This window comes from Streptomyces pseudovenezuelae, from assembly GCF_001513955.1.
Taxonomy (GTDB): Bacteria; Actinomycetota; Actinomycetes; order Streptomycetales; family Streptomycetaceae; genus Streptomyces; species Streptomyces pseudovenezuelae.
This window is the reverse complement of sequence record NZ_KQ948150.1, coordinates 77,654-90,814: the sequence shown is the minus strand read 5'-3', so window position 1 is coordinate 90,814 and position 13,161 is coordinate 77,654. Positions and strand designations below refer to the sequence as shown.

Annotated in this window: 8 protein-coding genes; 5 read left to right on the top strand and 3 right to left on the bottom strand. The window is 72.5% G+C overall.

The window, feature by feature from the left end:
• Positions 1-107: 107 nt before the first annotated feature.
• Positions 108-1,505 carry a cytochrome P450 family protein gene (locus AQI94_RS28495; protein ID WP_051832173.1) on the top strand — a complete coding sequence of 466 codons (1,398 nt, stop codon included), beginning with the start codon at positions 108-110 and terminating at the stop codon, positions 1,503-1,505.
• Positions 1,506-1,578: 73 nt separating this feature from the next.
• Here the strand turns inward: AQI94_RS28495 and AQI94_RS28490 are convergent, their stop codons facing one another.
• The 3 genes from AQI94_RS28490 to AQI94_RS28480 all read right to left on the bottom strand — a co-directional run bounded on the left by AQI94_RS28490 (position 1,579) and on the right by AQI94_RS28480 (position 4,376).
• Entirely contained in the window at positions 1,579-2,247 is a 669-nt protein-coding gene (locus tag AQI94_RS28490; RefSeq protein ID WP_031044583.1) for a YceI family protein, read from the bottom strand.
• Positions 2,248-2,355: 108 nt separating this feature from the next.
• On the bottom strand, positions 2,356-3,948 hold the full coding sequence (locus AQI94_RS28485) for a solute symporter family protein (RefSeq protein WP_031044585.1): 1,593 nt from the start codon (positions 3,946-3,948) through the stop codon (positions 2,356-2,358).
• Positions 3,942-4,376, bottom strand: coding sequence for a DUF485 domain-containing protein (locus tag AQI94_RS28480; protein ID WP_225890280.1), 435 nt, complete (start codon positions 4,374-4,376; stop codon positions 3,942-3,944). Before AQI94_RS28480 ends, AQI94_RS28485 begins: the two co-directional genes overlap by 7 nt.
• 510 nt (positions 4,377-4,886) lie before the next feature.
• On the opposite strand from AQI94_RS28480, the gene AQI94_RS28475 reads away from it, so the two are divergent.
• The 4 genes from AQI94_RS28475 to AQI94_RS28460 are packed head-to-tail and all read left to right on the top strand — an operon-like array spanning position 4,887 to position 13,068.
• Entirely contained in the window at positions 4,887-6,428 is a 1,542-nt protein-coding gene (locus AQI94_RS28475) for an acyl-CoA carboxylase subunit beta (RefSeq protein WP_031044589.1), read from the top strand.
• Between the two features lie 25 nt (positions 6,429-6,453).
• A complete protein-coding gene (locus AQI94_RS28470; RefSeq protein WP_031044591.1) occupies positions 6,454-8,166 on the top strand; it encodes a fatty acyl-AMP ligase in 1,713 nt (570 codons plus the stop codon).
• Positions 8,163-12,128: a type I polyketide synthase gene (locus AQI94_RS28465; RefSeq protein WP_062229999.1), complete on the top strand. Its 3,966-nt coding sequence runs from the start codon at positions 8,163-8,165 to the stop codon at positions 12,126-12,128. The genes AQI94_RS28470 and AQI94_RS28465 overlap by 4 nt, the downstream gene beginning before the upstream one ends.
• Positions 12,129-12,144: 16 nt before the next feature.
• Positions 12,145-13,068 (top strand): alpha/beta hydrolase, encoded by a 924-nt coding sequence (locus AQI94_RS28460; protein ID WP_031052802.1) that lies wholly within the window; start codon positions 12,145-12,147, stop codon positions 13,066-13,068.
• Positions 13,069-13,161 lie beyond the last annotated feature (93 nt).

The following is a 13,161-nucleotide window of genomic DNA, read 5'->3' as shown; positions in this document are numbered from 1 at the left end:
GTTCCCCCGGCCCGCCCGAGCGTCAGCGCGACAATCACCCCCCGCCATGGAGGCAGCGCAGGGGGTCACATTACTCTTGCGTAGCGCCTGACCGAGGGAAGGAAGCCATGGGGGTCCCAGTGAACAGCGGATCGGCAGCCGGCCACGAGTCGCTGGAGTCGATGAGCCTCGAACCGCTCATGACCCGCGACTACGAACGGGACCCGGCGATCGTGTACGAGCGTCTGCGCCAGGCGCACGGCCCGGTCGCTCCGGTCGACCTGCTGGGGGTGCCGGTCTGGCTCGTGCTGGGCTACGAGGAGGCCTACGAGGTCCTCCGTGACGACCACGCCTGGCCCAAGGGGCTGGAGAACTGGCGGGCCCGTCGGGAGGGACGGCTGCCCGAGGACTGGCCGCTCGCCCCGTCGCTGGACGTCAACCACGTGCTGATCCAGGGCGGTGAGGGCTACCGGGAGCTGAAGGTGGCCTGGGACACCGCCCTGCGGCCCTTCCAGGACCCCCGGCACCCGGTGGCCAAGCGGCTCAAGGCGCAGATCACCCGTGACGCCGACGAACTGATCTCGCTGTTCACCCAGGGCGGCCGCACCGGATGGGCGGATCTGTCCGCGCAGTTCTCGCGGCCCCTGCCGCTCATGGTCGCCAGCCATCTGCTCGGCTTCCCCGGCTCGCAGCACGACGACGCGCTGATGGACATGTGGCGGGTACTGGACGCCGGACCGGACGCGGGGCCCGCCCTGGAACGGCTGCTGGCCACGCTGTCGGAGCTCGGCGCGTGGAAGATGAAGGAGCCCGGCGACGACTTCCCCTCCTACCTCCTGGCCTCCCATCCCGGCCTGAGCGTCGAGGAGTTGTCGCGTGAGCTGATGATGCTGCTCGGCATGACCTCGGACCATGTCGGCATCCTGATCTCCAACACGGTCGTCGAGGTCATCACCGGGAACCTCCCCGCGAGTGCCAGCCTGTCGGCGGGACTGATCAGGGAGACCATGAACCGGGTGGTCATGCAGAAGCCGCCGCTGATCAACTTCGTGCCGCGGTTCCCGTCGAAGGACATGAAGCTCGGCAACCACACCATCGCGGCCGGCGATCCGGTGTGGGTGTCGGTCGGTGCCGCGCACGCGGATCCGACGTTCGCGGGGAAGGTCTGCCCCGAGTCGACCATCAGCACACGGGCCCATCTGTCCTGGGGTGCCGGCCCGCGGCAGTGCCCGGCCCGGGAACTGGCCGGGGGTGCGGCGGCGATCGGCGTGAGCAGGCTCTTCGAGCGGCTGTCCGGGCTGGAGTTGTCGCTGCCGGTCGATCAACTGCCGTGGCGGTCCTCGCCGTTCATGCGCGGTCTGCGGTCGCTGCCGGTGCGTTACACGGTCTCGGGAACGCCCGCCCTGCCCGTGCCTCCTGTTCCGCCCCTGCCTGCCGCGGCGGGCTCCGCCCCGGCCGACGAGGCCGCCGGACGGCCGCGTTCGTCGCTGTGGCGCTATCTGGCCGGGCTGGTGCGCGGGCGCTGACGGCCCCTGGAACACCGGAGCGGGCCATGGACTCGGACGAGTCCGTGGCCCGCGTCTTCGCGTCCGGTCCCGGTCAGCCGGCCGGGGGCGTGCGGATCGCGGCGATGTCGAACTGCAGCCGTACCTTCTCGCTGACCATGGCACCGCCCTCGGCGAGCTTGCTGCTGTAGGTCAGGCCCCATTCGGAGCGGTTGATGGTGGTGGTGCCGTCGAAGCCGGCCCGCTGGTAGCCGAACGGGTCGGTGACATGGCCGATGTAGGTGAGTTCCAGGACCACGGGACGGGTGGTCGCCTTGATGGTGAGGTCGCCGGTCATCCGGTACACGTCCGGGCCGACCGCTTCCACGGCGGTGCTGAGGAACCGCATGCGCGGGTAGGTCGCGGCGTCCAGGAAGTCCCGCCCCACGAGGTGGCCGTCGCGCTGTTCCACGCCGGTGTCGACGCTGCCGGTGGAGATGATGATCTCCGCCTGCGAACGGGACGGGTCTCGGCCGTCGAAGTAGAGGCGGCTCTGGTACTCCAGGAACGCCCCGCGCACGGTGGTCACCATGGCGTGGCGCACGGAGAAGCCGATCCTGCTGTGCGCGGGATCGATGGCCCACTCCCCGGTGAGGGCCGCCAGTCCGGGTTGAGGAAGGACGGCTGTGGCAGTGGCCGACGACCCGGTGGGGGGCTGGGAATCGTCGGCGGTTTCCGCGCGGTCCGTACGGCGGAACATGGTGCCACGGTTGAACAAGTTCATACATCACCTAATTACTGCACGGGCGTTGTTGCCGCAAGCCGTGCTCCGCTGTCGACGAAATATCCACGTGTTCGCCACACGGTTCCCGGAAAAGTGCGGGGAAAACACCTAGTCGACTCCGACAAGGGTGCGCACTTCGAAGTCCTCGTATGTCTCCTTTGCTTCCGGAGGGCTGAGTACCGAACCCAGCCAGCCGAGGAGGAAGCCGGCCGGGATGGAGACGATTCCGGGATTCTGCAAGGGAAACCAGGCGAAATCGGCGTCCGGGTAGAGCGAGGCGGGAGCGGAGGAGACGACCGGCGAGAACACGACGAGAAGGACCGAGGTGAGCAGCCCCCCGCCCAGGCTGAGGAGGGCGCCCTGCGCGGTGAACCGCCGCCAGAAGAGGCTGTAGACGAGGGTCGGCAGGATGGCGGACGCGGCGATGGCGAAGGCGAGGAAGGCCAGGGTCGCGGAGTTGGCGCCCCAGGAGACCAGCGCCAGCAGCATGCCGAGAACGCCGATGACGGCCGCCGCGAGCCGGGCCACGGCCAGTTCCTCCGTCTGCGTCGCGCGGCCCTTGCGGATCACCTCGCCGTACAGGTCGTGGGCGAGCGAGGAGGCGGCGGCGAGAGTGAGGCCGGCGGCGACCGCGAGGAGGGTGACGAAGGCGAGGCAGGACAGCAGGGCGGTCAGGACGGCGCCGCCCAGTTCGTGCGCCAGCAGCAGGACGGCCGCGTTCCCCGTGCGGTCGTTGTCGGCGATGGTGTCGCTGCCCAGGACGGCGGTGGCACCGAGACCGAGGATGCCGGCCGCCAGGCAGACGAGGCTGACCAGACCCATGGCCCACACCACCGAGGTGCGCAGCACGTCGACCGACTTCGGGGCGAGCAGGCGCATCATCACGTGCGGGAGGGCGGCGAGGCCGAGCACGATGGCCAACTGGAGGCTGAAGAAGTCGAGTTTGCTGGTGACACTGGCTCCGTACCGCAGTCCGGGCTCCAGGAACCGCGCACCCTGGCCGCTGTTGTCCGCGGCGGCGGCGAGCAGGTTCTCGAAGTTCCAGTCGAAGCGGTGCAGCACCATCACCCCGGCCACGGTGACACCGCAGATGAGCATGACCGCCTTGACGACCTGGATGAAGGTGGCGCCGGGCATGCCTCCGATGGCGGCGTAGACGATGACGACGGTGCCGATGACGATGACGCACAGGGTGCGGGTGGCGGTGCTGGGTTCGCCGGTGAACTGGGTCAGCAGGGCGACGCTGCCGACGAGCTGGGCCACCAGATAGAGGGTGGTGATGGCCAGGGTGCACAGCGCCAGGGCGAGGCGGACCGGCCGCTGCATGCGCGACAGACGGATCGCCAGGGTGTCGCCGAGGGTGAACTTGCCGGTGTTGCGCAGGGGTTCGGCGATCAGCAGCAGGACCATCATCCAGGCGACGGCGGTGCCGCACAGGTAGAGCAGTCCGTCGTAGCCGGTCAGGGCGACCAGTCCGGTGCTGCCCAGGAGGGTCGCGGCCGAGACGTAGTCGCCGCACATCGCCAGCCCGTTGCGCAGCGGGGACATGACCCGGTTGCCGAGGTAGAACTCGCCGATCTCGTCGCGTTGGGGTGCGGTCAGCAAGGCGGTGAACAGGGTCACGACGACCACGGACAGGAAGAGCACGAGCGTCAGCTGGAGGCTGAGGCGGTCCACGACGGAGGCGCCGAAGGTCACCATGAGCGGAACTCCTCGTCGCGGGGGGCCGTCCGCGCCTCGAAGGCGGCGCGTTCGCGTCCCGTGGTCTCGTGGTGGCGGACCAGGCCGCGCAGACCGCGGACCACCGGGGTGACCCGGGTCCGCATGTGCACGAGGTAGCGCCACACGATCACACTCATCAGCACGAACTGGCCGAGGCCCAGCGCCAGTCCGATCGTGAGATGGCCGCTCACGGAGGTGTTCATCAGTGCGGGCGCGAAGCTGGACAGCAGGACGTAAAGCAGGAACCCGCCGACGGCCACGGCCGTCGCCCGGACACCGAAGCGCCGGTGGCTTCGGCGCAGCGACTGGTACGCGGGCTGGCGGGACACCGATGACCGGTCCGCCGGTTCCGGGCCCGCTTCGTAGGGGCTCGGCGGCCCGCCGAGCCCCATGGAGTGCCGTGACACATGCACCTTCTTTACTGCCGCGCCGGCCGTTGCATCAAAGGCACGCCGGAGTCATGTTCTGTGCGGATGTGTGGGGGATTCGTGAATCTGGAATTCGCGTGCGGCGAATTTCGCGCCTGACGACAAGCCTCGTAGGAGAGCGGCCGGGAGGTCGGGGAGTGGCGAGGAGGCCGGGACGGGGATTGTTGCAGCGCCCCCGTTGAACTATCAACCGGCCGGTCGAACCGAATCGGAGAACTGACTCATTCACGTGCTTCGATTCCCGCACGCGCCATCCCACGGCCTGCGAAAAGGCCGCCCTCCGGAATAGGTCTGCACCTTCCCCGAGGCCAGGTTGTCTCAAATGCAGCGCACAGGAGGCCCCCCGTCGGCGGCGGTCCCTTGTCACTCACGGACTAAGGACGGCCTCCCGGGACTCACCTCGCGCAAACAGAACGGCGTGGGGCTCGGCCCGCGCCGGAGGCGCTGCCATATTCGAAGGCCACTTCGGAGGTGGCTGTGACACTAGAGGTGACGACGACACGTCTGCCCGACCGCACCGCCGACCGCGTCCTCGCGCTCGAAGCACGCCGGGCGCAGGCGGTGGCCGGGAACAGGCCGAGAAGACGCGGCAAGTTCGGCGCCCGGGAGCGGATCGACCTGCTGCTGGACGCCGGCTCGTTCACCGAGACCGGTCTGTTCGTCCGGGCCCGGCCGGCCGGGGACAGCGCCGACCGCCCGTACGGCGACGGTGTCATCACCGGCTACGGCACGGTGGACGGGCGTCCCGTCTGCGTGTTCTCCCAGGACTCCACGGTCTTCGGCGGCAGCATGGGCGAGGCCTTCGGCGAGAAGACCGTGGCCCTGATGGACCTCGCCCTCCGGACCGGCTGCCCGGTCATCGGGCTCAACGACGGCGGTGGCGCCCGCATCCAGGAGGGTGTGGTCTCGCTCGCCCTCTACGCCGAACTGGTGCGCCGCAACGTCCAGGCGTCCGGCGTGATCCCGCAGATCTCCGTCGTGCTCGGCCCGTGCGCCGGCGGGGCCGCCTACTCCCCCGCCATCACCGACTTCACCGTGATGGTGGACGGCGCCTCGCACATGTTCGTCACCGGACCCGACGTCATCGAGGCGGTCACCGGGGAGCGCACCAGCGCCGAGGAGCTGGGCGGCGCCCGCACCAGCAACTCCCTGAGCGGCAACGCCCACTTCCTCGCCGCCGACGAGACCGAGGCCCTGGACACCGTACGGGAGCTGCTGTCGTACCTGCCCGTCAACAACCTGGAGCGGCCTCCGCAGTACGCCCCGCTGCCGCCGCCCGACGGTGTGCCGCTCGACGAGATCGTGCCGGACCGGCTCGGGCAGGCCTACGACATGCGGGACATCCTGCGGGCGGTGGTCGACGACGGTGAACTCCTGGAGGTCCAGGAGCTGTTCGCGCCGAACATCATCTGCGCGCTGGCCCTCGTCGAGGGCACGTCCGTCGGTGTGGTCGCCAACCAGCCGCTGCACGCGGCCGGGGTGCTGGACATCGACGCCTCCGAGAAGGCCGCGCGTTTCGTGCGGTTCTGCGACGCGTTCGGCATTCCGCTGCTGACCTTCGCCGACGTGCCGGGGTACCTCTCCGGGGTCCGCCAGGAGCAGGCCGGGATCATCCGGCGCGGCGCCAAGCTGCTGTACGCGTACGCCGAGGCGACCGTCCCGAAGGTGACGGTCGTGGTGCGCAAGGCGTACGGCGGCGGGTACGCGGTGATGGGCTCCAAGCACCTGGGCGCCGACATCAACCTCGCCTGGCCCACCGCGCGGATCGCGGTGATGGGTGCCGAGGGCGCGGTGGGCGTCCTGCACCGGCGTGAACTCGCCGCCGCCGACGACCCCGAGGCGTTGCGGGCCCGTCTCGTGGACGCCTACGAGAGCACCCACGGGACGCCCTATCCCGCCGCCGAGCGCGGGTACGTCGACGCCGTCATCGCCCCGCGCGAGACCCGTGCCCACATCTGCCGTGCCCTGCGCACGCTGCGCGGCAAGCGTGCCCCGATGCCGGAACGCCGGCACGGCAACATCCCGCTCTGACCCGCCTCGCGAGGAGACCTGCCCGATGGACATCCGCCGTCCCCCGCTCGCCCCCGCGTTCCGGAGCCTGCCGGAGTACGTGGCCCACTGGGCCCGGACCACCCCGGACCGCCGGGCGTTCACCTTCGTCGACCATCCCGCGCCGCACTCGCGCGGTGTGCACCGCACCCTGACCTGGCGCCGGCTGGACGTGCGGGTGCGGGCGGTGGCCGCCCGGCTCACCGAGGCGGCCGGGCCCGGGGCACGGGTCGCGGTGCTGTGCCCGCAGGGGCTGGAGTACGTCACCGGGTTCCTCGGGGCGCTCGCGGCCGGGATGATCGCGGTGCCGATGTATCCGCCCGGTCTGGCCGGACACGGCGACCGGCTGGCGGCCGTCCTGTCCGACGCGCGACCCGCAGTCGTCCTGACGGCAAGTCATGTCCTGGATCAGGTGCGGGACTTGTGTGCCGAGACGGACGCCCGGGTCGTCGCCGTGGACCAGGTGCCGGACGCCGCCGCGACGGAACTGCCGCCGCCCGGCGGGGAGATCGCCTACCTCCAGTACACCTCCGGGTCGACACGCACCCCGGCGGGCGTGGAGATCGGGCACGCCAATGTCGTCGCCAACGCCCGCCAGGCGCTGGGCGCCTACGGCGCCGACGTGCAACCGGTGACCTGTGTGGGCTGGCTGCCGCTCTACCACGACATGGGCCTCGTCCTCAGTGTCGCGGCCCCGGTGGTGCGCGGGCTGCTGTCGGTGCTCATGGACCCGGTCGCCTTCCTTCACGAACCCGCGCGCTGGCTGCGGCTGTTGTCCGCCCACCCCCGGACGCTGAGCGCGGCGCCCAACTTCGCCTACGACTACTGCGCCTCGACGGTGACCGAGGACCAGAAGGCGGATCTGCGCCTCGACGGGGTCCTCGCACTGATCAACGGCAGCGAGCCGGTCCGTCCCACCACGGCCGACAGGTTCCGGGCCGCCTTCGCCGGTCAGGGGCTCGGGGCCACGACGCACTGTCCGTCGTACGGGCTCGCCGAGGCGACCGTGTTCGTCAGCGCCGCGCGGCCCGGGGAGCCGGTGCGCCGGTTCGCCCTCGACCGGGACGCGCTCGCCGAGGGCAAGGCACTGCCCGCGCGGCCCGACGATCCCCGCGCCGTGCTGCTGGCGGGCTGCGGTACTCCGGTGGGGCAGGAGGTCCGTGTCGTCGATCCGGTCTCCGGGGCCCACCTGTCCGAGGGCGAGGTCGGCGAGATCCAGGTGCGGGGCCCCAACGTGGGCCGCGGTTACTGGAACCGGGACGAGCAGACCCGCCGCGTCTTCGGCACGGACGGCCGGTTGCGCACCGGCGACCTGGGGACGGTCCTGGAGGGGCAGCTGATCGTCACGGGCCGGCTGAAGGACCTCATCGTCGTCGACGGACGCAACCACTATCCGCAGGACCTGGAGGCCACCGTCCAGGACGCGCATCCGGCGGTACGGCGCGACCGGCTCGCCGCGTTCGGGGTGGCGGGCGCCTCGGGTGAGCGGGTGGTCGTGGTGGCCGAGCACGCGCGGACCACGAGCCTCGCCGAGATCGACGTACCGGCACTGGTACGGGCCGTACGTGCGGCCGTGTCCGGGCGGCACGGGCTGCGGCTCGCCGATGTGCTCCTCGTGCCGCCGGGCACCGTGCCGCGGACGTCCAGCGGCAAGGTGTCGCGCTCCCTGACCCGTGAGCGGTACCTGGCGGGCGCCTACGCGGCGGGTGGCGCCGCGTGAGGGCCGTGGACGCGAGCGCGGTGCGCCGACTGGTCGCGGAGCGGGTCGCCGGGTGGACCGGCACGGCCGTCGAGGACGTCCCGATGGACCGGCCGCTGGCCGACCTCGGCATGTCCTCGCGGGAAGCGGTCGTGCTGGCCGGGGACCTCTCCCGGCTGACGGGACGGGAGCTGCCGCCGACGCTGCTGTGGGAGGCACCCACCGGAGAGGCTCTGGCGGCGCGTCTGTGCCGGGTGCCGGCGCGGAGCGCGCCGCCTGCGCCCGCCACGGCGGATCCCCCCTCGGAGCCCGTCGCCGTGATCGGACTCGGCTGCCGTCTCCCCGGCGGGGTCCACGGCCCGGCGGACTACTGGCGGCTGCTGACCGACGGCGTCGACGCGATCGGACGGGTCCCCGAGGACCGCTGGCGCGACTTCACCCCCTTTCCGCCCGAGGACGCGCCCCGGTACGGCGGCTATCTGGACGACATCGCCGGGTTCGACGCGGACTTCTTCCGGATCACCCCGCGCGAGGCCGCCGTGATGGACCCGCAGCAGCGGATCCTGCTGGAGGTCGTCCACGAGGCCCTCGCGCACGCCGCCGTCCCCGCCGCCTCCCTCGCGGGCACCGCCACCGGTGTCTTCGTCGGGGTCTCCGCACCGGAGTACGGCTCGCTCACCGGCGCCGACCCGGCGGCCGTCGACCCCTGGGCCCCGGCGGGCGGCGCGCTGAGCGTCACCGCGGGCCGGCTGGCGTACGTGCTGGACACCCGTGGGCCGAGCATGGCCGTGGACACCGCCTGCTCCTCCTCGCTGGTCGCGGTGCACCACGCCTGCGTGAGTCTGCGCACCGGCGAGAGTGACACGGCGATCGCCGCGGGCGTCAACCTGCTGCTCTCCCCCACCGTCACCCTGGCGTTCCGGCGGGCGGGCGCCCTCGCCCCGGACGGTCGGTGCAAGCCGTTCTCGCCCGACGCCGACGGCATCGGCCGCGGTGAGGGCTGTGCGGCCGTGCTCCTGAAGCGGCTGTCCGACGCCGAGCGGGACGGCGACCGCGTGCTCGCCGTCATCCGCGCCACGGCCGTCAACTCCGACGGCCGCTCCAACGGCCTCCTCGCCCCCAACCCGGCCGCCCAGCAGGCCCTCCTGACCACCGCGTACGCGCGGGCCGGCCTGGCCCCCGCCCAGGTCGACTACGTCGAGGCGCACGGCACCGGCACCCCGCTCGGCGACCCCATAGAGGCGGGCGCGCTGGGCACGGTCCTCGGCGCGGACCGCGACCCGGACCAGCCGCTGCTGCTGGGCTCGGTGAAGTCGAACCTGGGACACCTGGAGTCCGCGGCGGGCGTCGCCGGGCTGGTGAAGACCGTGCTCGCCCTGCACCACGACGTCATCCCGCCGTCCCTGCACTGCGCCGAGGGCAGCGCCCTGGACGACGTACGACTGCGGGTGGTCACCGAGGGCGAGCCCTGGCCGCGCTATGCCGGTACGGCCACCGCGGGCGTCTCAGGGTTCGGCTTCGGCGGCACCAACGCCCATGCCGTACTGGAGGAATGGCGGCCCGGTGTCCTGCGCGCGCGCCCGGCCGAGGAACCCGGCGCCCGGCTGCATCTCCTGTCCGACGTGGACGAGGAGCGGCTGCGGGACACCGCGGCCCGGCTCGCCGACTGGCTCCGGACAGCCGCCGCGCACCCCGCCGACGTGGCCCGCACCCTGGCCGGACGGGCGGGACGCGGAGGCGTCCGCGCGGCCGTGGTCGCCCGCGACCGGGACGAACTCGCGGACGGACTGGACGCGTTGGCGCACGGGCGCCCGCACGGCCGGGTCGTCACCGGTGAGCGGGATCTGGTGGAAAGCGGCCCGGTGTGGGTCTTCTCCGGGTACGGCAGCCAGTGGGCCGGGATGGGCCGCCGGCTGCTGACCGAGGAGCCCGCCTTCGCCGCCGCCGTGGAGAAGATCGACGCGGAGTGCGGACTGTCCCTGTACGACCGGCTCGCGTCCGGGTGCGAGCTGGACCGGCTGGAGGTGGCCCAGCCCGTCCTGTTCGGACTCCAGGTGGCGCTCGCCGAGGTGTGGCGTTCCTACGGTGTCGAACCCGCCGCCGTCATCGGCCACTCCCTGGGCGAGGTGGCCGCCGCCGTGTGCGCGGGCGCCCTGGACGTGGCGGAGGGCGCCAGGATCGTCACCGAACGGGCCCGGCTGCTCAGCCGGCTGCGGGGCGGGGCGATGGCCGTCGTCGACCTCGCCGACGGTGAACTCGACGCCCTGGCGCACGACTTCCCCGGTGTGCATGTCGCCGTCCACTCCTCACCCGGACAGAAGGTCGTCACCGGCGAGGAACCGGCGGTGGCGCGGCTCGTGCGACGACTGGCGGAACAGGGGCGGGCGGCCCGGTCCATGCGGGTCGTCGGCGCCGGACACTCGCCCCAGGTCGAGCCGCTGCTGGCCGAATTGACCGAGTCCCTGGCCGATGTCGGAGGCGGAGCACCTCGTGTGCCCGTCTACTCCACCGTCCTGGACGACCCGCGCGGCGACAGTGTCTTCGACTCCGCTCACTGGGCGGCGAACCTGCGGCGGCCGGTACGGCTGGACCGGGCCCTCGCCGCGGCCGCGGCCGACGGCCACACCGCCTTCGTCGAGATCTCCCCCCACCCGGTCCTCGCCCGGGCCGTCACCGACAACGTGCCCGGCGCCCTCGCGATCGGCACGCTCCGGCGGGGCGCCGACGGCTGCGCCGACGTCCTCACCCAGGTGGGTGCCCTGTACTGCGCGGGCGCGCGGCTGCCCCTGCCGCCGGGACGGGTCGTCGACCTGCCGGTGCCGCGCTGGAGGCATGTACGGCACTGGTGGACGGACGGACGCGGGGCACAGCGGACCGAGGCGCCCGCGAACGCGCGGACGGCCGCTTCAACAGGTCTGCGGGCAACCGAGGTTCACGTCGAAGAGGACACCTCCGTCGTCGCCCGCCTGTGCCATCACATCACCACCGTCACCGGCCACCCCGCCGGCCGGGTCACCCCCGCCACCGCGGTGGCCGACCTCGGACTGGACTCGCTGATGGCGGTCCGGATCCGCACGGCCCTGGAGCGCGAGTTCGCCGTCGAGCTGCCGCTGCGCGATCTGCTCGGCGCCACCACCGTCCAGGAGGTGGCCGACCGGCTCCGGACCGGTCCGGTACGCCCGCTGCGCGCCACCGGCGACCGCCCCCCGTTCTTCCTCGTGCACGCCGCCGGCGGCACGACCGAGGTCTACCGGGCACTCGTCGAACGCCTGGGCGACGAGCGGCCCGTGTACGGCCTCGAACGCCTCGACGACGCGCCGACGGTCACCGAGAAGGCACGCCGTTACGCCGAGGCCGTCGCCGCCGTCCACCCCGACGGGCCCTGTCTGCTGGGCGGTTGGTCCTTCGGCGGCTTCGTGGCCCAGGAGACCGCCCGGCAACTCACCGCCGCGGGACGGGAGGTGGAGCTCGTCGTCCTCATCGACTCCGTACGGCCCCTCCCCCGGCCGGACCGCACACCGGCCGACCGGCTGCGCGCCCACTTCGAGGGTTTCGCCCGCCACGTCCACGACGCCTACGGGGTCCCGCTGGAACTGCCGTACGACGACCTCGTCGCGATGGACGACGACGGAGAGCGCATCGACACCGTGCTGGAGATCCTGCGCGCGTCCGCCGACGTTCCGCCCGCCGCCCTGGAGCACCAGCGCTCCTCGTACCTGGACCTGAGGATCGGCGAGGCCCACCGGCCGGGCCGCTACGACGGGCAGGTCGTCCTGTACCGGGCCACCGAGCCCGCTCCGCACACCGTGCGCGACCCCGCCTACGAACGCGACGACCGGGGGCTGGGCTGGGACGAGGTGTGCCCGCGCCTGAGGGTCGTACCGGTCGCGGGACACCACCTGTCGCTGCTCGACCCGCCGCACGTCGACGAGCTCGCCGCCCACCTGGGCCGCGAACTCGCCGCAGGGACCCACCGAACGTGATCCGAGGAGAGCCGCCATGCACCGTCCCACCCCCGGAGTGCCCCGACGCACCGTCACCAAGGCCGCGGCCGCTGCCGGTCTGGCCGTCCTGTTCGGCGCCCGGACCGCCTCCGCGCTCGGGTCCCGCACCGTCGACGTGTCCGTGCCCTCCGCCGCGCTGGGCCGCAGCGCCCCGGTGCGGCTGGTCCTGCCGTCGGGCTTCGACGCGCAGTCCACCCGCACCTACCCCGTGCTGTACCTGCTGCACGGCGCCCACGACGACTACACCTCCTGGACGCGCGAGACGGACATCGAGGCCTTCACCGAGGGCCGGAACCTGATCGTGGCGATGCCCGACGCGGGGCCCACGGGCATTCCCACCGCCTGGCGCGGCGGCCCCGACTACGAGACCTTCCAGCTGAAGGAGGTTCCGGCGCTGCTCGCCCGCGACTACCGGGCCTCCGGTGTGCGGGTCGTCGCCGGGGTGTCCACCGGCGGCTACGGCGCCATGGCGCACGCGGCACGGCACCCGGGCACGTTCACCGCGGCCGCCTCCTACAGCGGGATCCTCGACACCATGGCACCCGGTGTGCCCACCCTGATGGACGCCATCGTGGCCCGCGAGAACCTGGTGCCCGCCTCGCTGTGGGGCAACCCGTTCCTGAACCTGCTCACCTGGCGCGACTTCAACCCGCGCGACCGTGCGACGGGGCTGCGCGGCACCGCCCTGTACGTCTCCAGCGGCAGCGGGCTCGCCGGAGGCACGGGCGACTGGCTGCCCGAGGCCCTGGAGAGCGCCCTGTGGCCCTCCGCGCACAGCTTCACCGACACGCTCGCACTGCTGCGCATCCCGGTCACCACACACTTCTACGCCGGAGGAGGACACAGCTGGGCCTACTGGAAGCAGGAGTTCACCGCCTCGTGGCCGATGCTCGCCCGGGGGCTGGGGGTGCCGCAGTGATGTCGGTACCGTCGGGACACGGAACGCAACGCAGGGGTCGTCCGTCCAACACAGGACTGACCCCTCGCCCCACGGGCAACGGCCCGCGGGTGA